At 59.1% G+C, this 19782-nt stretch carries 18 protein-coding genes and 1 pseudogene; 11 read left to right on the top strand and 8 right to left on the bottom strand.

Annotated elements, in window-relative coordinates:
• The first annotated feature begins 365 nt into the window (after window positions 1-365).
• From kdgD to QRN50_RS21350, 5 genes are all read left to right on the top strand, one after another.
• A complete protein-coding gene (kdgD, locus tag QRN50_RS21370) occupies window positions 366-1277 on the top strand; it encodes a 5-dehydro-4-deoxyglucarate dehydratase (protein ID WP_004411794.1) in 912 nt (303 codons plus the stop codon).
• Between the two features lie 164 nt (window positions 1278-1441).
• Window positions 1442-2827 carry an MFS transporter gene (locus QRN50_RS21365; protein ID WP_003431603.1) on the top strand — a complete coding sequence of 462 codons (1386 nt, stop codon included), beginning with the start codon at window positions 1442-1444 and terminating at the stop codon, window positions 2825-2827.
• A gap of 10 nt (window positions 2828-2837) precedes the next feature.
• Window positions 2838-4391, top strand: a complete 1554-nt coding sequence (garD, locus tag QRN50_RS21360) for a galactarate dehydratase (RefSeq protein WP_011268905.1) — start codon at window positions 2838-2840, stop codon at window positions 4389-4391.
• Window positions 4392-4634: 243 nt separating this feature from the next.
• A complete protein-coding gene (locus QRN50_RS21355) occupies window positions 4635-4874 on the top strand; it encodes a PLDc N-terminal domain-containing protein (RefSeq protein ID WP_003400063.1) in 240 nt (79 codons plus the stop codon).
• 190 nt (window positions 4875-5064) lie between these two features.
• The gene (locus QRN50_RS21350) at window positions 5065-5259 is read left to right on the top strand and encodes a hypothetical protein (protein WP_003400064.1); all 195 of its coding nucleotides are present in this window, start codon (window positions 5065-5067) and stop codon (window positions 5257-5259) included.
• A 251-nt stretch (window positions 5260-5510) separates the two neighbouring features.
• Here QRN50_RS21350 and QRN50_RS21345 read toward each other — a convergent pair whose 3' ends face one another.
• From QRN50_RS21345 to QRN50_RS21335, 3 genes are all read right to left on the bottom strand, one after another.
• The gene (locus QRN50_RS21345) at window positions 5511-5711 is read right to left on the bottom strand and encodes a hypothetical protein (protein ID WP_003400066.1); all 201 of its coding nucleotides are present in this window, start codon (window positions 5709-5711) and stop codon (window positions 5511-5513) included.
• 220 nt (window positions 5712-5931) lie between these two features.
• Entirely contained in the window at window positions 5932-6717 is a 786-nt protein-coding gene (locus QRN50_RS21340) for a sulfite exporter TauE/SafE family protein (RefSeq protein WP_011268904.1), read from the bottom strand.
• A 91-nt stretch (window positions 6718-6808) separates the two neighbouring features.
• Window positions 6809-8632: a sensor domain-containing phosphodiesterase gene (locus tag QRN50_RS21335; RefSeq protein ID WP_011268903.1), complete on the bottom strand. Its 1824-nt coding sequence runs from the start codon at window positions 8630-8632 to the stop codon at window positions 6809-6811.
• Between the two features lie 363 nt (window positions 8633-8995).
• Here QRN50_RS21335 and QRN50_RS21330 point away from each other — a divergent pair, with 363 nt between their 5' ends.
• On the top strand, window positions 8996-9451 hold the full coding sequence (locus tag QRN50_RS21330; RefSeq protein WP_024659538.1) for a GNAT family N-acetyltransferase: 456 nt from the start codon (window positions 8996-8998) through the stop codon (window positions 9449-9451).
• 13 nt (window positions 9452-9464) lie between these two features.
• Here QRN50_RS21330 and QRN50_RS21325 read toward each other — a convergent pair whose 3' ends face one another.
• From QRN50_RS21325 to QRN50_RS21310, 5 genes and pseudogenes are all read right to left on the bottom strand, one after another.
• Window positions 9465-9965 carry a GAF domain-containing protein gene (locus QRN50_RS21325; RefSeq protein WP_011268901.1) on the bottom strand — a complete coding sequence of 167 codons (501 nt, stop codon included), beginning with the start codon at window positions 9963-9965 and terminating at the stop codon, window positions 9465-9467.
• A gap of 410 nt (window positions 9966-10375) precedes the next feature.
• Window positions 10376-11164: a methyl-accepting chemotaxis protein gene (locus tag QRN50_RS26060; protein ID WP_371134825.1), complete on the bottom strand. Its 789-nt coding sequence runs from the start codon at window positions 11162-11164 to the stop codon at window positions 10376-10378.
• Between the two features lie 69 nt (window positions 11165-11233).
• Window positions 11234-12001, bottom strand: a pseudogene (locus QRN50_RS26055) (MCP four helix bundle domain-containing protein); the annotation flags it as partial.
• Between the two features lie 263 nt (window positions 12002-12264).
• The gene (locus QRN50_RS21315) at window positions 12265-13188 is read right to left on the bottom strand and encodes a proline iminopeptidase-family hydrolase (protein ID WP_096127373.1); all 924 of its coding nucleotides are present in this window, start codon (window positions 13186-13188) and stop codon (window positions 12265-12267) included.
• Between the two features lie 95 nt (window positions 13189-13283).
• A complete protein-coding gene (locus QRN50_RS21310; RefSeq protein WP_003400082.1) occupies window positions 13284-14048 on the bottom strand; it encodes a LuxR family transcriptional regulator in 765 nt (254 codons plus the stop codon).
• A gap of 338 nt (window positions 14049-14386) precedes the next feature.
• On the opposite strand from QRN50_RS21310, the gene QRN50_RS21305 reads away from it, so the two are divergent.
• The 5 genes from QRN50_RS21305 to QRN50_RS21285 are packed head-to-tail and all read left to right on the top strand — an operon-like array spanning window position 14387 to window position 19725.
• Window positions 14387-15334 (top strand): ABC transporter permease, encoded by a 948-nt coding sequence (locus tag QRN50_RS21305; protein WP_003400085.1) that lies wholly within the window; start codon window positions 14387-14389, stop codon window positions 15332-15334.
• Entirely contained in the window at window positions 15331-16194 is an 864-nt protein-coding gene (locus tag QRN50_RS21300) for an ABC transporter permease (RefSeq protein ID WP_096127372.1), read from the top strand. The genes QRN50_RS21305 and QRN50_RS21300 overlap by 4 nt, the downstream gene beginning before the upstream one ends.
• Window positions 16191-17183, top strand: a complete 993-nt coding sequence (locus tag QRN50_RS21295) for an ABC transporter ATP-binding protein (RefSeq protein WP_058399362.1) — start codon at window positions 16191-16193, stop codon at window positions 17181-17183. The genes QRN50_RS21300 and QRN50_RS21295 overlap by 4 nt, the downstream gene beginning before the upstream one ends.
• Window positions 17180-18160, top strand: coding sequence for an ABC transporter ATP-binding protein (locus QRN50_RS21290; RefSeq protein ID WP_096127371.1), 981 nt, complete (start codon window positions 17180-17182; stop codon window positions 18158-18160). The genes QRN50_RS21295 and QRN50_RS21290 overlap by 4 nt, the downstream gene beginning before the upstream one ends.
• Window positions 18161-18210: 50 nt before the next feature.
• Entirely contained in the window at window positions 18211-19725 is a 1515-nt protein-coding gene (locus tag QRN50_RS21285; protein ID WP_096127370.1) for an ABC transporter substrate-binding protein, read from the top strand.
• Window positions 19726-19782: the final 57 nt, after the last annotated feature.

Genomic DNA, 19782 nt, shown 5'->3' with positions numbered 1-19782 from the left:
CATCCATGGCGCGGTGCGGCTAGCCTGGCGTCCTGCCAGGCTACCCCCGGATCAGTGCCAGGACTCAGCCGTCACTAACGTCGCACTCTGCGTCGTCCGTGCCATCGTGGTAGAAAAGCACTTTTGCGGCAGTGGCTGCGATTTTGACTATCGTCCCCACGCTCCAGCGTGGGAATGCCGGTCTTGACGCTCCGCGTCACACATCTACGTGGCATCGCAGGAGTCAAAACCGGGCCCCGTGCGCTCCCTCTGAAAAAACCCGAAATCCCTGTTGAGTGATTTTATTATCAGTTGTACGATGACTTACGACATCGGCGCTGACCCGGTGATCCTCTAACAATTATGTCCTCCAGGGTGTTCGAATAATGAATCCACAAGAACTGAAGTCCATCCTCTCTTCCGGTCTGCTGTCTTTCCCGGTTACCGATTTCAATGCCCAGGGCGATTTTCATCGCGCTGGCTACATCAAACGCCTCGAGTGGCTGGCTCCGTATGGCGCAAGCGCTCTGTTCGCCGCCGGCGGCACGGGTGAGTTTTTCTCCCTGGCTGCCAGCGAATATTCCGAAATCATCAAGACTGCCGTCGACACTTGCGCCACCAGCGTGCCAATCCTCGCCGGTGTAGGCGGTGCGACCCGTCAGGCCATCGAGTACGCTCAGGAAGCCGAGCGTCTGGGCGCCAAGGGCTTGCTGCTGCTGCCGCACTACCTGACCGAAGCCAGCCAGGACGGTGTTGCCGCTCACGTCGAAGCCGTGTGCAAATCGGTGAAGATCGGTGTGGTGGTCTACAACCGTAACGTCTGCCGCCTGACGCCAACCCTGCTGGAACAACTGGCCGAGCGTTGCCCTAACCTGATCGGTTACAAGGATGGCCTGGGTGATATCGAGCTGATGGTTTCGATCCGCCGCCGTCTCGGTGACCGTTTCTCGTACCTGGGCGGCCTGCCGACCGCTGAAGTCTATGCCGCTGCCTACAAGGCGCTGGGCGTGCCGGTCTACTCGTCCGCAGTGTTCAACTTCGTACCGAAACTGGCGATGGACTTCTACCACGCCATCGCCCGCGACGATCATCAGGCGGTCGGCAAGTACATCGACGATTTCTTCCTGCCTTACCTGGAAATCCGCAACCGCAAGGCCGGTTATGCCGTGAGCATCGTCAAGGCCGGCGCGAAGATCGCCGGTTATGACGCAGGTCCGGTGCGCGCACCGTTGACCGATCTGACGTCAGACGAGTGCGACATGCTCGCTGCACTGATGGACAAGCAGGGCAAGCAGTAACACCTGCCACGACAAAGCCGCTGAGCGATCAGCGGTTTTTTCGTTGCAAGGCATGACCCTTACAGGTGGCAGATGTCGTCGCCGTGACGCTGCCAAGGGGCCTGTAACGCTACACCCAAAAACAGCTTTACCCGCGTAAAAAAATAATCAGTGGGAGCTCTACCATGCAAAAGTCCAAGCCGACGCATGTCCGCTATTTGATCCTGTTGATGCTGTTTCTGGTCACCACGATCAACTACGCCGACCGCGCCACCATCGCTATCGCTGGTTCCAGCATTCAGAAAGACCTGGGCATCAGTGCCGTCACGCTGGGCTATATCTTCTCCGCATTCGGCTGGGCCTACGTGGCCGGTCAGATTCCCGGTGGCTGGCTGCTCGACCGATTCGGGTCGAAGAAAGTCTACGCCATGAGCATTTTCACCTGGTCGCTGTTCACTCTGCTGCAAGGCTATGTGGGCGAGTTCGGTGTCTCCACGGCCATCGTTGCGCTGTTCATGCTGCGCTTTCTGGTCGGTCTGGCCGAAGCGCCGTCCTTTCCAGGTAACGCGCGCATTGTCGCCGCCTGGTTTCCGACCGCCGAACGCGGTACCGCCTCGGCGATCTTCAACTCGGCGCAATACTTCGCCACCGTGCTGTTCGCTCCGCTGATGGGCTGGATCGTCTACACCTACGGCTGGCAGCACGTGTTCGTCGTGATGGGCGCGTTTGGTATCGTGTTCTCCATGATCTGGATGAAGGTCATCTACGGCCCGCGCAACCACCCCATGATCAACGAGGCCGAACTGGAGCACATTTCCAGCAATGGCGCGCTGGTCGATCTGGATCAGGACAAGGGTAAAGGCGCGCAAAAAACAGCCAGTAGCGGCCCCAAGTGGGATTACATCCGTCAGTTGCTGACCAACCGTATGATGCTGGGTATCTACCTCAGCCAGTACTGCATCAACGGCATCACCTACTTCTTCCTGACCTGGTTCCCGGTGTACCTGGTTCAGGAGCGCGGCATGACCATCCTCAAGGCCGGCATCATCGCGTCTCTGCCAGCGATCTGCGGCTTCATCGGCGGTGTGTTGGGCGGGATCATTTCCGACTACCTGCTGCGCAAGGGCCATTCGCTGACCTTTGCGCGCAAGGCGCCGATCATCGGCGGCCTGCTGCTGTCGACCTCGATCGTGACCTGCAACTACGTCGACATCGAATGGGTGGTCGTGGGCTTCATGGCCCTGGCATTCTTCGGCAAGGGCGTGGGCGCGCTGGGCTGGGCTGTGATGTCCGACGTGTCGCCCAAGCAGATCGCCGGTTTGAGCGGCGGCCTGTTCAACACCTTCGGTAACATTGCATCGATCACCACCCCGATCGTGATTGGCTACATCATCAGCAGCACCGGCTCGTTCAAATGGGCGCTGGTGTTCGTGGGCGCCAACGCGCTGCTGGCGGTGATCAGTTACATTTTCATCGTGGGTGAAATCAAGCGTGTGGAATTGAAAGAGCCGCCTGCCAAGGGGCCATTGCTGAACGACTCGGTCAGCGACCTTTCCGAAGCAAAATCCTGAGGAAACCGTGATGAACCTGATTCAACATGCCGATTCGCCACGCTATATCCGGCTGCATCCGCTGGATAACGTCGTGGTCGTGGTCAACGACCAGGGTGTGCCGGCCGGAACCGAATTCGACAACGGCCTGGTCACTGTCGATAACGTACCGCAGAGCCATAAGGTCAGTACCGTTGACCTGGCCGTGGGCGAGGCCGTGATTCGTTACGGCCACACCATCGGCTATGCACTGCAACCGATACCGCGCGGCAGTTGGGTCAGGGAAGACCAGTTGCGCATGCCTTCCGCGCCTGCGCTCGACAGCCTGCCGATGTCCGATGCCGTGCCGGAAAAGCAGGCCCCGCTCGAGGGTTACACCTTCGAAGGCTATCGCAACGCCGACGGCACCGTGGGCACTCGCAACATTCTCGGTATCACCACCACCGTGCAGTGCGTGACCGGTGTGCTCGACCATGCGGTCAAGCGCATCCGTGACGAGTTGTTGCCCAAGTACCCGAACGTCGACGACGTCGTGGCGCTGACCCACAGCTACGGCTGCGGCGTGGCGATCACTGCCACTGATGCTTACATCCCGATTCGTACGGTACGTAACCTGGCACGCAACCCGAATCTGGGCGGCGAGGCACTGGTGATCAGCCTGGGCTGTGAGAAGTTGCAGGCCGGGCAGGTCATGCATGAGGGCGACAGCTCGGTGGACCTCAGCGAACCCTGGCTATATCGCCTGCAGGACTCCAGCCACGGCTTCAACGAAATGATCGAACAGATCATGGAGCTGGCCGAGACGCGTTTGAAAAAGCTGGATTTGCGGCGTCGCGAGACGGTTCCCGCTTCGGAGCTGATTCTGGGCATGCAATGCGGCGGCAGTGATGCGTTTTCCGGCATTACCGCCAACCCGGCATTGGGTTACGCCTCGGACCTGCTGCTTCGCGCCGGTGCAACGGTGATGTTTTCCGAAGTGACCGAAGTGCGCGATGCCATCTACCTGCTGACTTCACGCGCACAGGATCAGGACGTCGCGCAGGCGCTGGTGCGGGAGATGGACTGGTACGACCGCTATCTGGCCAAAGGCGAGGCTGATCGCAGCGCCAACACCACGCCGGGCAACAAGAAGGGCGGGTTGTCGAACATCGTCGAGAAGTCTCTGGGATCGATCGTCAAGTCAGGCAGCAGTGCCATCAACGGCGTACTCGGCCCTGGCGAGCGGGTCAGCGGCAAGGGGTTGATCTTCTGCGCGACACCGGCCAGTGACTTCGTCTGCGGCACCTTGCAACTGGCTGCCGGCATGAACCTGCATGTATTCACCACCGGGCGCGGTACTCCGTATGGTCTGGCAATGGCGCCGGTAGTGAAGGTCTCGACCCGCACCGAACTGGCCCAGCGCTGGCCTGACCTGATCGATATAGATGCCGGGCGCATCGCGACCGGACGCGCGAGCATCGAGGAGCTGGGCTGGGAGCTTTTCCACTTCTACCTGGACGTGGCCAGCGGCAAGAAGAAGACCTGGACCGAGCATTACCGGCTGCACAACGACATCACGCTCTTCAACCCGGCACCGATTACCTGACTGGAGTGGGACGCGGAGCTTCACGAACGGCATGCCCACGCTGGAGCGTGAGGAACGATATGCGGGTGAATACGCCTATCGTGCTCATGCTCTGCCTGGGCATGCCGTTCTGGACGCTCTGCGTCTGCGCTGAGCACCCGGTCACAATCCGAAATATTCTCTGAACTTTAAGGCTCTTTGTGACCTCTTCTACAGTAGGGCAGCCGGTCTGGCTGCCTTCGTTGATGGTGCAGGAGATTTCAAATGGGTTGGATATCGGAAAATCATTTGTGGTTGTTCGCAGCGCTGACCGCCCTGATCGTGATTTCGGACATCTGGGCAGTACTGCGTATTCGCAAGAGCAAGACACAATCCAGCAACAAGCTGATGTGGATCATTGTCGTTGTTGCCGTGCCAATCGTTGGCGTGCTGGCCCTGCTGGTTGCGGGTCCGCGTCATGTGGACACACCGGCAAGACCTGAGCAGCAAAACACCAAGTACTGACCCCGCTTTTCAAAAATACCCCGCCTGCGGGCGTGGGTATTTCCTCTTGTAGATCGCCCCCTCCTGTTTTTTGACACCTTTGCTCACAAAGGTGAAATGCCGGCTGGCAAAAATAAAAATCTCTGCAATTCTTCTGCAATGGTGGGGTGTTTACATGCTTGCCATTCAGACCTGAACAAGGAGAACGCGTATGTCGATCATGACCAAGTGGGCATTACAGGCAGCTGCATTGTTTGTGCTGGGCTGGATGGCAATGTCGGTAGCGACCTGGAGCGATCACATTGCCAATGGCACCGGTAGTGATCGGCTGGCAGAGCTGAATACCGACGTATTGAGCAGCCAGGTGCTGGCAGTGTCATCGTCGCCCGTAGCGCGAGGCGAGTGATCCTGCCGGATCAGCGGGGGAGTACCGGCACTTTTCTGCAGGCAAAAAAATGGCCCACAACGGGGTGGGCCAAATGGGATTCATCAAAGGAGTAGGGTCAATTTACGCAGCCGGACGTGAAGGGGATGTGAAACGGATGTCATGGAATCGAGAAGTGGATCGATAATAAAGCGGCGTCATGACGGGGTGAAACAGCGTCGCCGGTTGCGTGGCAACGCTGTGTCGAATGATTCGCGGGGGATTGAGTCGGTCTAGCGGGCAATCGCCTGTACGCTTCTTTCAGGGACTGCGCGGTGTGCCAGATGCGGCAGCGAATGAGGCGCATCGATTCTGGATTTCATGCGGTCGGCAAATTCTCTGGCTTCCTGCCAGCTCCGGCATTTGACCGGGTAGTCGTCCAGTATTACAACCCAGGCATCGCCATATACACCTTCTTCAATTCGGATGAGCATTGTTGGCATCTCCTTTCAGTGAGGGTAAGTCTTTGCCGGGTCATCGGCGCTAGAGCAGACGCACGAAATCCTGCGCCGAAAATCGGTGTCTCGCTACAAAAAATTACAATTCCCCGATGAGCGCACACGGCCTGAAAGCAAACCGGCTCTGCAGCTTTCAAGGCTGTGTTCGTGGAGAAGCCTGACTCAGAAATGTGACAGGCTGATGGATAAGCGCCGATCAGAACGCCAGCTTGAAGCCGATCGTGCCCAGCATAATCGCCAGGAAGGGCCGTAGCAGGTCATCGGAGACACGACCGGCCATATGGCTGCCCAGGTAGATGCCGGGCAGTGAGCCCATCAACAGCCAGCCCAGCAACTCCCAGTTCATGTTGCCCATGCTCGCATGGCCAAGGCCTGCGACCAGCGTAAGAGGGACTGCGTGGGCGATCTCCGTACCCACCAGACGCCGGGTTGGCAGCAGTGGATAGAGGATGAACAACGCTACCGTGCCCAGCGCGCCCGCACCGATCGAGGTGAGTGCAACCATGGTGCCGAGAATCAGGCCGGTGATCACGGTCAATACCGTCAGGCTGGTGCCGCTGAAAAACGAGTAGCCGTCTTCGCGTCGGTGAGCGAAGGCCAGCAGTTTTTTCTTGAACAGGACGGCGAGGGCGGTGAGCAGCAGCACAAACCCCAGCGCCTGCTTGATGATCGCGTTGAGCGCTTCGGGAGCGGTATGCAGGGTGCTCAGAAACCACAGCGTCATGAGCACCGCCGGGACGCTGCCCAGGGTCAGCAGCCCGGTGACTTTCCAGTCGATGTTGTCGTTCTTGCGATGGACCAGAACCCCGCCGGATTTGGTAATCGCCGCGTACAGCAAGTCTGTGCCGACCGCCGTCGCCGGATTGATGCCGAACCACAACAGTATCGGCGTCATCAGCGAGCCGCCACCGACTCCGGTCATACCAACGATGAAACCGACTACCAGCCCTGCAATGACGAAACCCAGACCACCCGCTTCCATATCCAACCTTTTTCAAGCAAACGCATAGGCAAAAAGTGGCGGGCAGCATAACGGCTTGTGTGGTAAACGGTTATGAAGATGTGTTCTAAGGTTATAACCGTTTGTCGCGGACGACTGCCGCCTCTGCGGCTTGGGCAGCACTCTGCAGGCGTTGGTTCGGGCCGATCCAGTTCAGCAGCGCCTCGGCTTCCATGGGTTTGGCGATCAGGTAGCCCTGACCCTCATCGCAGCCCCATTGCTTGACCAGACAACGAATCTCGTCGGTTTCGATGCCCTCGGCCACGACGCAGTATCCGAGTTTCTTGGCCAGACCGATCAATGCCTTGACCAGACGCTGATCGGTCTTGTCGGACGCCAGATTGCGGATCAGCGACTGGTCGAGCTTGACCGTCGTCGCGGGCAGCTGCCGCAGGTAATTCCAGTTGCTGTAGCCCGTACCGAAGTCATCGATCGCCACATCCATGCCCATCTGACGCATGCGCTCCAGCTGATGGCGCACCTCTGCCGGGTTGTGCATCAACGCGCCTTCGGTGAACTCCAGCTCAAAGCGGGTAGGGTCTATCTTGTGCATGCCCAGCAGGCGGATCATCCGGTCGGTGAACGCCGGGCCGGTGAGGTCTTCGGGCGTCACGTTGATCGCAATACGGAAATCGAAGCCCTGCTGCTGCCAACGAGCGGCCTGCTCGATGGCACTGGTCAGCACCCAAAGGCTCAGCGGGCGCATCAGTGCGGTCTTCTCGGCCAGCGGCACGAACTCGGCCGGTCCGATGGCGCCGAGCGTCGGGTGATTCCAGCGCAGCAAGGCCTCTACCGACGTACACAGGCCGGAGTCGAGGTCGATGCGCGGTTGATAGACCAGACGCAGTTGATCATGAGCGTACACCGCTCTGGTCAACGAACTGAGCAGTTTGAAAGCGCGCTGCTGGGCAGCGTCGAAGTGCGGTTCATACATCGCCCAGCCGAGATCGCGGTCGCGGGCATCGTCGGCAGCGCTGATCACCATGCGCATCCAGTCCTGCTCTTCGACTGCACCCTGGTTCAGGGTCACGACGCCCAGACCGACCTGCATCTGTACCGGAATACCCCGGCACTCAACGGGTGTCTCGAAGTCTTTGAGGATGGTGCGAAACAGGTGCTCAGGCGTGCGGTCGCCCGCCAACAGAAAGCCGAATCGCGTAGGGCTGACCTTGTACAGGGAACAGGTCGGCGGCAGCAGGCACTCCAGGCGGCCCTTGATTGCCGTCACCAGGTCCTGGGAGAAGCTGTAACCCAGCGCCTTGACGATGTCGTTGAGGAACGCGGAGGTAATCATGTCCACCACGACCAGTTGATAATCGACACTGGATGCCACTGCCTGATGAATATCTTCCTGCAGGCGTGAACGGTTGTACAAGCCGGTGGGCTGGTCGATGAAGCAACTGAGCCTGAGGCCGACGATGCGCTTCATGACCAGCGACGCAAAGCGCTTGAGCATCTGCGTCTGGTATTCGCTCATCGGCTCGCGCGGCTTGGTGTCGATCACACACAGGCTGCCCAGGGCAATGCCATCATCGGTGATCAGTGGCGCGCCTGCGTAGTAGCGGATGTCTGGGTGGCCGGTCACCAGGCCGTTGTTCACGAAGCGCGCATCAAGCGTCGCGTCGGGAATCTCGAACAGCGTGTCGGAAAGGATGGTGTAGGCGCAGAAGGACACGTTACGTGGCGTTTCACGAGCTTTCAGGCCCACCCTGGCGCGGAAAAACTGACGGTGCTCATCGACGATCGAGATCAAGGCAATCGGCGCCTCGAAAAAAGCAGCGGTCATCGCGACGAGTTCATCGAATACGTCATCGGACGTATCCTCAAGCACGCACAGTTCCCGGATGCGCAACAGACGTTGCGTTTCATTCAGAGGGATGGGGGCACTGGCGTTCATGACGATTCTCAATGGGTACTCGATGATGACTATATGACATCACGAAACTCACTTTAACAGACGAAAAGATTCCGACCACAGCGGCGAGATCCCAATTAATCGGCCGCAGATCGGATTTTTTGAACGCTATCGTTGTTCAAGCCGCGCACGGCGAGGGGTTGACCTTTTATTTACGGTATCTTGCGAGCACTACCATTCGTCGACTGGACGAAAAAAACTGAATCGAGCATCGTCCCGCAGGCTCTTTTCCCGCATTTCTTGCGTGCGCAGTGAGCAAATTCTTCATCGTATGGGGGCGTGTGTTGCTTGCCAGCTCTCTCTGGAAACGAGCTCATCCATCGCAAGCCAGCCAGGAGGCACACCATGAGCATCGAGGTGCGACCCGCCCGTATAGCCGACGCCGATGCGATCAGCCGAGTAGTACTGGCGGCCTTGCGAATCAGCAATGCCAGAGATTATCCCGCCAGCGTGATCGAGCGCGTGCAATTGAGTTTCAGCCCGGCTGCGATCGAGCAGCTCATACAGCAGCGACGGGTATTCGTGGCATCAGAGGGCAACGTGGTGGTGGGCACTGCCAGTCTGGAGGGGGAGGTGGTGCGCTCCGTGTTCGTCGACCCGGACCGGCATCGGCGGGGTGTCGGGCGTTTGTTGATGGCAGAACTGGAGCGCGTATCCCGCAAGGCTGGCGCGGTGCGGATGGTTGTACCGTCATCCTTGACTGCGCAGGGGTTCTACTGGGCGCTGGGTTTCAACGTGGTGCGGGAGCATCTGGAGGGAGAGGAGCGTACGTTGATCATGGAGCGGCAACTGTGCGTCTGAGGCATTCCATGCCTTAAGCGGTAACTTCCTGCATTTCCTGCAGTTGATAGTGCGCGTACAGCGTGCTGGCGATCAGCGTGCAGAATACTTTCAGGGTATCGAGGGTATTGGCGTCATCGAGTGGCGCAGGCTTGGTATCCAGACCGCACAGGGTGCCGAAGAAATCTCCGTTGGGAAAAATGATCGGCAACGAGAAGTAGCTCTGGAAACCGTACATTTTAGTAATGGGATGCTCTGCGTAGACGGGGTCGGTCGCGACTTCGTTGATTACGATAGGCTTGCGGTGCAGACGCAGCTCATTGCAGAACGTGGTCTCCAGCTTGAGCTGATGACCGGCTTCCAGCCCGAACTGGATTTCGTCGTAAACAGCGCATGCGGTCCAGCTGGCCTCGGTTACTTTGGCAATTGCCGCAAATCTTAGCCCGGTCAGCCGGGTTACCAGTCGTAAAAGACTGGAAGTGGCCTCGATTTCACTGATGACTGCCAGCTCTGCTGAAGTCAGGTTGTTGTTCAAAATTTGTCACCCTGGTCATAAAAAGCACTGATGCGGCCTTGGCAGTACGCCGGGCGCTGCCGATCCCGTGCAGGAAGTGATCGTGTCATACCTGATCGTGGCTTACATGAAATATCGTGTTGTTCGCCGCCAACTATTGAATGAGTTTTATGCCCATGTCAACGTTGCGGGCTTTTTCAAATAGCCTGTGCTCATAAATAGGCCTTTATGGATCCTATTTCAACTAATGAAGGCAATGCGTCTGAAACGCTGTCAGCAGAGAGGCGCGGCTGACAGGTTTTGAAAGGAGGGGCTGTCGGTAGGAGAAGCCATTGCCGGTTTTTTGCCGAAACTGTACTGACTCCATAAAAGAAGGGCAGCAGACGAATCTGCTGCCCTTGTGTCATGGCCGGTTGGCGTGGAGGCCTGGATTACGTCTTGAAGCGCAGAACCAGATCATTCAGGTTGACCGCCAACTGCGAAAGTTCGGTACTGGCGATCAGGGTCTGCCGGGTGCCTTCGCTGCTCTGCACGGCCAGGTCGCGAATGCTGACCAGGCTTCTGTCGACATCACGCGCTACATGCGCCTGCTGCTCGGAGGCCGCCGCGATCTGCAGGTTACGGTTATTGATCTCGAGTACCGAGTCGGTGATCTGGCGCAGCGATTCGCCGGCATCTTCTGCGGTCTTGCGAGTGACGTGAACTTCCTGAGTGCTCTTGTGCATCGACTCGACGGTGGCGGAAGAGCCGGCCTGAATTGCCGAAATCATCTGCTCGACTTCCTGCGTGGACGTCTGTGTACGATGCGCCAGAGCCCGCACCTCATCGGCGACCACAGCAAAGCCGCGACCCTGTTCGCCGGCACGCGCAGCTTCGATGGCAGCATTGAGTGCCAGCAGGTTGGTCTGTTCGGCAATGCCGCGAATCACGCCCAGCACTTTGCTGATGTCCTGAGCCTGACCGGCCAGCGCAGTAACTTGCGCGGAAGACCCCTCGACCAGGCCTGTCAGGTTTTGCATGGCGGTCAGGGTTTCGTTAACACGCTGGTTACCCAGATCGGCGGAAAGGCTCGACTGTTGGGCGGCCTGCGAGGTCGACGTAGCATTACGAGCGACCTCTTCTACGGCAGCACTCATTTCGTTTACCGCAGTCGCTGCCTGCTCGATTTCGCTGTTCTGTTGCTGCAGAGTGCGGTCGGCGCTTTCGGTGATCGATGTCATCTCGACGGCGGCAGTGCTCAACTGCGCGGACGCGCCGGAAATTTCGTGAATGGTGGTGCGCAGGTTCCCCGACATGGTGTTCAGGGCCGTCATCAAGCGTGATGCTTCATCGCTGCCGCTAACGCTCAATTGCCGGGTCAGGTCACCGGCGGCGATGTCTTCCGCCAGTTTCAGCGAGGCGCTGATCGGGTCGACAATGCTGCGTGTCAGGGCAATCGCGAGTACCACGGTAAGCAGGAACGCTGCGATCAGCACAGTCATCAACACGTTGACGCTGTGGTCGTAGACTGCAGTGGCATCTTTACCGGAGACGACCGCTTCTTCAGCATTGTGCCCGCGTAGCGCAGTGAGTTTTTCCTGATAGGCAGCGGCCTTTAGGGCCTGTTCTCCGTTGGCAAGGGAGACCGCTCTTTCGTGATCAGCGCTGTCCAGTGCGACGACCTGTTTCAAGCCGTCAATGTAGACGCCCATCTTGTTATTGGCTTCTTCGAATTGCGCCCGGTCGGCTTCTCCCGACAGCAGGTGCTTCTGATAGAAGTCGCTGTTGGCACGTAGCGCCTCGATCGCTTCCCGTACCTTGGCTTCTGCGGTGGCGTGTACGGTCGGATCGTTGCTGGCAAGCATGCGGATGCTTTCCAGACGGGCGTGAAGCAGTGCGATCTGAATGTCGTCGACGACCTGAACGCTGGGCAGTGAGTTTTCTTCTATGTTCTGCTCGGCTACGCGCAGGTGGCCGATCTGTACGTAGGAGAAGGCACCCAGACCGATCAACAGCAAGGTAATGATGCCAAAACACAGGGAGGCCCTGCGTGAAATGCTTAACGATCTGAGGTTCATGGTTGCCTCCAGCGGCAAAACAGACGAAGGCCAATACTTTCCTTCCAGTAACTGGTTTTCTGCTGGAAACGAGAGAGCTTTAATGAATAGCGATGAAAGTTATTTCATGAAGTATTCACGTGTCGTTAGGCGACGTTAAGCAACGGTGTGCGTCGAAAAGTTCCAGTCGTACGACCAATAAAGTTAACTTTCGCTATTAGCGTTACTAAAGTATTAACTCTAATGACGTGGCTTCCCGGGGCGGATCAAATGAGGGCTTATGGTTAAGCCGCAAACTCGTTACCCGTAACGACCAGCTTGTCCAGAAAACCTGCGATGCATCCCATACAGGCCATTCGCTCCTCTACATGGGGCATGTGACTGGACTCTTCGAAGACAGACCAACTGATGTCGGGGACGTTATCCACATAGGGCTTCACGACCAGCGGTGTGGCTTCGTCGTACTTCCCGGAAATCAGTAAGGCAGGAACATTGATGAGCTCCAGGCGATCAACGATGGTCCAGTCCTTCATCGTGCCGATGACGTGAAACTCGGTAGGACCATTCATGGCGTGGTACACGGTCGGATCGGCGTCAATCGCGTCGAAGGTACGTTTTACCTCTTCCGGCCACGGTGTGATGCGGCAGACATGACGGTCATAGAATGCTCGCGAGGCTTTCAGGTATTCCGGGTCTTTCAATGTTCCCGCCTCTTCGTGCCGGAGCAACACAGCCTGCACATCGGCTGGCAGATCCTCGCGCAGCCGGTTGGCCTCGCTTACCCAAGTGAGCATGTCTGCGGGGGAGTTGGCGATGATCAGTGCCTTCAGCCCTTTGGGCTGGCGCACGGCATGCTCTGCCGCCAGCATGCCGCCCCACGACTGGCCCAGCAATGCGTAGTTGTTTTTGATACTCAGGTGCGCAAGCAGATTGTCGAGTTCGCTCAGGAACAGATCGACCGTCCAGAAATCGCACCCCTTATGGGGCAGTCGAGTCGACTTTCCGTTACCCAACTGGTCGTAATGGATAACGGCCCGGCCAGTGCTGGCGATGTCCTTGAACGCATCGACGTAATCGTGCGTACAACCGGGGCCGCCGTGCAGAATGACCAGTGGTGTGCCGGGACCGTGCAGGTCGCCTGTGATGCGATACCACGTCTGATAGTCGCCAAAGGGCGCAAAACCTTCCTTGATCGTCATATCTGCCATGTCGCCGGTCCCTGCTGGATAGTTTGGGGGCACCATAGCGCGGCGTCTTGCGCCTCATAACTATAGAAAATGATAGGTTTTGGCCGATAATCCGGTCAGTGGTCGAGTAAACGGTAGTGAACGGCACGCACCACCGCCTGCACACGGTTTTTTGCCCCCAGCTTCTGCATGGCCGAATTCAGGTGCAAGGTCACCGTAGCGACAGAGCGGTTGAGCTGATCGGCAATCTCCCTGGCCGTCAGGCCCTCGGCAGACCAGCTCAGGCATTCGCGCTCACGCGGGGTCAGCCTGATCGCATTGCATGAGCGTATTTTCTGGTCGAACAGCGGGTAGGCGACCTCCTGAAAGGCGTGAGCGAGCAGGCCAAACTCCGCCAGGCTCTGGCGGGCGTCCTCGAGGGCGACATCGCTGCCGTCCGTACACAGCCCGGTCAGCGTGGCGAAACCGCCCTTGGGCATGTGGATCGGCACCGTTACGCCACAGGTCATGTGTGAGTCATGCAGATAGCGCACCACCGGCTTGTGCATGTCGGTGATGAAGGTTTTCAGCACCGTCTCGGCCCTGGGCTGGTATGACCATACGAACGGCGAGACGCTGGCGACGGCCAGGTGTTGCACCGGATCGATCTGGTAATAGCCCTGACTGCACCAAAGCGCGTGCCAGTCCGCAGGTGTATTGCGCAATGAAAGCAGCGACGGGGTGATCAGTGCTCCATCATGGGACACTGGCACCGGGCTGTAGTCGTAGATCACGGCATCGAATCCGAGATCCGATGCCAGCAGCAGCGCGCAATCCATTTGCTGATCCAGCGTGGATGCAGACTGCAGCCGCGAATTGAAATCCGACAACCTGATATGCATGGCATGACCTCCTTTGTCATTGAGCCGATGTAGGGCTCTAATATAGCAATTAGCAAGGACGGTGCCACGCGTGCGTCCAGTCGGCTGCCAGTCCTGTAAAACCTATAAGAATTGCTAGCTGTCTGCGCTCGCCTTGCAGGATAGGGTTGATGCCATGAGCGTCGTCCGCAGAGGTGCAATGCAATGGGCTATGAACACAGGCCGGATGAGCTGAAAACAATCGAAGTCGACGGATGGTCAATGTTCGACTACAACTCTGCTCTGCCCTTTTACGTAGAGGGGGCGGCGGCGTACTTTCCGGTCCTGCTGAATTTTCTGTCACAGCATCGGGGCGTCTGATGAATCTGGGTCGTTATCGTTTCATTCTCCAGCGTCCGCTGCAGCTGCTGCCGGTGCTGTTCGGCATCAGCCTGGTCACCTTCATTCTGGTGCGTTCGATCCCCGGCGATCCGGCGCGCATCCTGCTGGGTTCGCGTTCCACACCACAGGCCCTGGCCAACATCCGCGCCCAGTATGGTCTGGATGAGCCTCTGTGGACACAGTACGTGTATTTCATGAAAAACCTGGTGCAGGGCGATATGGGCAAATCGCTGCTGTACAAGATAGACGTACTCAAGCTGATCAGCACACGGATCGAGCCCACCGTATTTCTGGTGTCGGGCAGCGTTCTGCTGGCGCTGCTGATTGCCGTGCCCTTGGCCACGCTCGCTGCGCGTAACAAAGGCAGTTGGAGCGACAACCTGATCCGCGTTTTTACCACCACAGGGCTGGGCATGCCGGCGTTCTGGCTGGGCATCATGCTGATCCTGCTGTTCAGTGTGCAGCTTGGCTGGTTTCCGGTGTCGGGCTACGGCAGCGACTGGCTGGACAAGGCCCATCACCTGGTGCTGCCCTGTCTGACCATCGCGCTGGCTCTGTCCGCGGTGCTGATTCGCAACCTGCGCGCGAGCATGCTCGTGGAGCTGCAAGCCGATCATGTGACGGCAGCCCGGGCGCGTGGCCTCAGTGAAGGGGCGCTGTTTCGGCGCCACGTGTTGCCCAATTCGCTGGTGCCTTCGATCAACCTGCTGGCGGTGAACATCGGCTGGCTGATCAGCGGCACCGTGGTGATCGAAAGCCTGTTTGCGATTCCCGGCATCGGTCAGTTGCTGGTGCGCGGCATCTTCAGCCGCGATTACATGGTGGTGCAGGGGGTGGCTATGGTGCTGGCCTGTGCCACGGTGATGGTGAACTTCCTCGCCGATGTGGCCACGGTAGCCATCGACCCGCGGGTAAATATCAAATGACCGTGGCCCATGCCGATCTTCGTCCGCACTGGCGTTCCCGGCTGCGTGTGCGTTTGCGCAACGGCCGGCTGGCGATGCTGCTGGGCGGTTCGTTACTGGGGGGCTGGCTGATACTGGCGCTGTTTGCACCATGGCTGGCACCTTACGACCCCATCTACCAGAACACCGAGCTGCGCATGCTTGCCCCGCACCTCGCGCATCCGTTCGGCACCGACAATTTTGGTCGCGACATTCTGTCCAGGGTGATCTGGGCGGCACGCGTCGACCTGCAGATCTGCGTGATCGGGGTGATCTTCCCGTTCATGATCGGGACCTTCGTCGGCGCCTTGTCGGGCTACATCGGCGGACGTTTCGACAACCTGTGCATGCGCGTGATCGACATCGTGCTGGCATTCCCGTTTCTGGTGCTGATGCTGGCGATCATCGCGATTCTCGGGCCAGGCCTGGGCAGCTTCTACATTGCCATGGCACTGGTGGGCTGGGTGTCTTATGCGCGGCTGATCCGCTCACAGGTCCTGGTGCTCAAGGAAAGCGATTTCGCCCTGGCGGCCAAGAGCCTGGGCTTTGGTCACCTGCGTATCCTGTTCCGCCATCTGCTGCCCAACGCGATGTTCGGCTCGATTGTGTTTTCTATGTCTGACGCGGTTCTGGTGCTGCTCAGTGGCGCATCGGTCAGCTACCTGGGCCTGGGTGTGCAACCACCGATGGCGGAGTGGGGGACCATGGTCGCCGAAGGGCAGGCGTTCCTCACTTCTGCGTGGTGGATCTGCACCTTTCCGGGCCTGGCCATCGTGACCTTGGCCATGGGCTTCAGCCTGTTGGCGGACGGCGTCGTCGAAACCCTGGGAGAACGGCAATGAGTACGCCCGTGCTGCAGGTCAGCGAGATGAGCGTGGTGGCGAGCCATCGCGGCCGCGAAGTGACGCTGGTCGACCGGTTGTCGTTCGACCTGCACCAGGGCGAGATCCTCGGGCTGGTCGGTGAAAGCGGCTCTGGCAAGACCATGGCCTGCCGGGCGCTGATGCAATTGATGCCGTCGCCGGATCTGCACGTGCGTGGCGGCTCGGTACGGCTCAATGATGTCGACCTGTTGAAGCTGGATGCCGCTGGAATGCGTGCCATGCGCGGGCGGCGTATCGGCATGATTTTCCAGAACCCCGCCAGCCATCTGGACCCGCTGATGCGTATCGGCGAGCAGATCGCCGAAGGTGTTCTTCTGCATCAGGGCGCATCGAAGCGTGAAGCCCGGGCGCAGGCGATCGATCTTTTGCGCCAGGTCGGTATTCCCGATCCGGCGTCCCGTGTGGATAACTTCCCCCATGAGTTTTCCGGTGGCATGCGCCAGCGCGCGATGATTGCCGTGGCACTGGGCTGTGGGCCGCAGGTCCTGATCGCCGACGAGCCGACCACCGCACTGGATGTGACGGTGCAGGCGCAAATCCTGCGTCTGTTGCTGGACCTGCGCGATCGTCACGGGCTGTCGTTGATCATGATCACCCACGATCTCGGCGTGGTGGCGCAAACCTGCGACTCGATTGCGGTGATGTACGCCGGTCGCCTGTGTGAGCACGGCAGCAAGCGCGATGTGCTCGCCCGCGCACGTCATCCTTACACCCACGGTCTGATCGAATGCCAGCCCGCCAGCAGCGCGGGCAGCGAACTGCTACGGACCATTCCCGGCCAGCCGCCCTTGCTCGACGCACTGCCCGGCGGCTGCCGTTTCCATGCCCGCTGCAGTCATGCAGGAGCAGACTGTCCTGACAGGCTACCGCTGATGCGGCCGATGGGCGTTGCCCATGCGGCGGCCTGTCACTACCCGTTGGTGCAATCGCGGGAGGCCGTCTCATGAGCGGCCCAATACTGCTGAACGTCAATGATCTGGTGGTGCGCTTCCCGGCACCCGGCTCGGGTTTCATGGGCCTCAACAAGCGTTGGGTGCATGCCGTCAACGGTGTGTCACTGAGCATTTGCGCGGGTGAAACGCTGGGGCTGGTCGGCGAGTCCGGCAGCGGCAAGAGCACGCTGGGCCGCGCCATTCTGCGCCTGAATGACATTACCTCCGGGCAGATCGTCTTCGATGACGTCGACATGGCCCAGGGCAGCGGTATCAATCTGCAACGCCTGCGCAGCGAAACCGCGATGGTCTTTCAGGACCCGTCCTCTTCGCTCAATCCGCGCATGACCATCGGTGCGACGCTGGCCGAGGTGCTTGCCGTGCAGCGCAAGGTCGCCACTTCCGACATTCCGGCGCGGGTCACCGAGCTGCTCGACATGGTCGGTCTGCGGCCCGAATTTGCCGAACGCAAGCCGGGTGCCTTGAGCGGCGGACAATGTCAGCGTGTCGGTATCGCTCGCGCGCTGGCCATCGAGCCACGGCTGATCATTGCCGACGAATGCGTGGCGGCGCTGGACGTTTCGATTCAGGGGCAGATCATCAACCTGCTGCTGGAGCTGCGCCAGCGCATGAACCTGGCGATTCTGTTCATCGCCCATGACCTGGCCATCGTGCGTCGCCTGTGTGATCGGGTGGCGGTGATGTACCTGGGCAGAATCGTTGAAGAAGGCCCGGTCGAGGATGTCTTTGTTTCGCCGCGCCACCCCTATACCGCGGCGCTGATTCAGGCGATTCCGGAAATCGATCCGGATCGTCCTTTGTCCGGCGAGCCGTTGCAGGGTGAGCCGCCAAGCCCCCTGAATTTACCCGACGGCTGCGCGTTTCATCCGCGTTGCCGGTTTGCCAGGCCGACCTGCTCCAGCGTCGCGCCACCGACCCGGCATGTCGGCCAGCAGCGCTACGACTGCGTGCTGGAAGCCCCGGTTTTTTGATCTCAACCTGTAACGACATCTGTCCCGACATCGACAAGGAGTTCATGCGTATGAAAGCTCGACCAATGAAAATGCTGACCGTCGCCATGCTGGCGGCCTGTTCCCTGGCGGCGGGCGTGGCCGAAGCTGCGGGCGTGCTGACCATCGGCCGTCGTGAGGATGGCACCACGTTCGACCCGATCAAAAGTGCGCAGAACATCGACAACTGGGTGTTTTCCAACGTTTACGACGTGCTGATCCGGGTCGACGACAAAGGCACCAAGCTGGTGCCGGGGCTGGCGGAAAGCTGGTCGATCTCGCCTGACGGGCTGACCTACACGCTCAAGATGCGTCCGGCCAAATTCTCCGATGGCTCGGACCTGACGGCCAGTGACGCGGTGTTCAGCCTGCTGCGAATCCGCGACGACAAGGGTTCACTGTGGAGCGATTCCTACAAGATTATCGACAAGGCCATCGCGACAGATCCGCATACGCTGGTGATCACGCTGAAGAATCCTTCGGCCTCGTTCCTCTCGCAACTGGCCCTGCCCAACGTGTCGATTCTCTCCGAGAAAGCCATGAAGAGCATGGGCGAAGAGGCGTATGCCGAGCAGCCTGTCAGCTCCGGCGCATTTACCGTGAAGGAATGGCGGCGCGGTGACCGGGTGATTCTGGCGAAGAACCCCAACTTCTGGGAAGCACCGAGCGTGAGCCTGGACGGGGTCGAGTGGATCTCGGTGCCGGACGATAACACCCGCACGCTCATGGTCCAGAAGGGCGAGCTCGATGCTGCGATATGGATACCGTTCTCGCGCATCGAAAATCTGCAGAAGGACCCCGATCTGGTGGTCCATCTCGACCCCTCCACCCGTGAAGATCATCTGCTGATCAACCACGAACACGGCGCATTGGCCAAGCCTGAAGTGCGCCAGGCGCTGGACATGGCCATCGACAAGAAATCGCTGGTCGATGCCGCCACCTTCGGGCTGGGCACCGTGGCCAATTCCTACATTCCTAAAGGCGCGCTGTACCACTACGCCGACAACCTGCAACGTCCTTATGACCCGGTGAAGGCCAGACAGATGCTGGCGGACGCCGGTGCGTCTGACCTGAAACTCAATTACGTGGTCAACGCGGGCAACGAGGTCGACGAGCAAATCGCGGTCATGCTGCAACAGCAACTGGCCAAGGTCGGCGTGACCACAACGCTGCAGAAAGTCGACCCGAGCCAGAGCTGGGACATGTTGATTGCCGGTGACTACGACATCTCCGTGATGTACTGGACCAACGACATCCTCGACCCGGACCAGAAGACCACCTTCGTGCTCGGCCACGACACCAACAATAACTACATGACCCGTTACAAGAACGACAAGGTCAAGGAGCTGGTCGCTGCCGCACGGGTCGAGATGGACCCGAAAAAGCGTGAGCAGATGTACATCGACCTGCAGAAAATGGCCAAGGCGGACGTCAACTGGATCGACCTCTACTACAGTCCCTACATCAGCGTGTCGCGCAAGAACATCGAGCACTTCGGCCAGAACCCGCTGGGCCGCTTTACGCTCGAAGAAACGGTCAAGAACTGAGATGAGCAGGGCGCCTGTCTGAACGGCAGGCGCTATTCAGCAACGCTTTCCGATGCC

This window comes from Pseudomonas sp. MEJ108 (assembly GCF_030208985.1).
Classification (GTDB): Bacteria; Pseudomonadota; Gammaproteobacteria; order Pseudomonadales; family Pseudomonadaceae; genus Aquipseudomonas; species Aquipseudomonas fragariae.
Note: the sequence above shows the minus strand (reverse complement) of the source record. Positions and strands in the feature narration are given on the sequence as shown.